The organism is Chryseobacterium viscerum (assembly GCF_002899945.2).
GTDB classification, from domain to species: Bacteria; Bacteroidota; Bacteroidia; order Flavobacteriales; family Weeksellaceae; genus Chryseobacterium; species Chryseobacterium viscerum.
This window is the reverse complement of sequence record NZ_PPEG02000050.1, coordinates 1-450: the sequence shown is the minus strand read 5'-3', so window position 1 is coordinate 450 and position 450 is coordinate 1. Positions and strand designations below refer to the sequence as shown.

Here is a 450-nt window from a genome sequence, read left to right as displayed (position 1 = left end):
CGGTAACAGCTGTTTTTGCCAGACTTGCTTCTCCACTGCTGGATAACCAACCTACGTTTGCCCCATCCGCTTTTACCCCAAAACTCATATAAGAAGACGATGAGCTTCGTAAAGATCCCCAATTATTCAATGATCCCTTCACATAACGTATAGCAAAGGCATTGATACCCATCACAGAATCATCAGATCCCGTCAAAATGTTACCAAAAACATCCAATTTTTCTTTAGGTTCTGTTCTTCCCAGTCCAACATTTCCATTATTAGTAATTCTCATTATTTCATTCATTGAAACCGGTGAATCTATTGCTATCTGTTGAGAAGGTGCGCTTAAGAAACTAAATCCTTCATTACCTACGGTAACAGCTGTTTTTGCCAGACTTGCTTCTCCACTGCTGGATAACCAACCTACGTTTGCCCCATCCGCTTTTACCCCAAAACTCATATAAGAAG

Annotated in this window: 1 protein-coding gene; it reads right to left on the bottom strand. The window is 40.7% G+C overall.

Translation table 11 applies throughout. The features are described 5' to 3' along the window. Window positions 1–450: hypothetical protein (locus C1634_RS26220; protein ID WP_165835410.1), on the bottom strand; the 450-nt coding region annotated here is incomplete at both ends.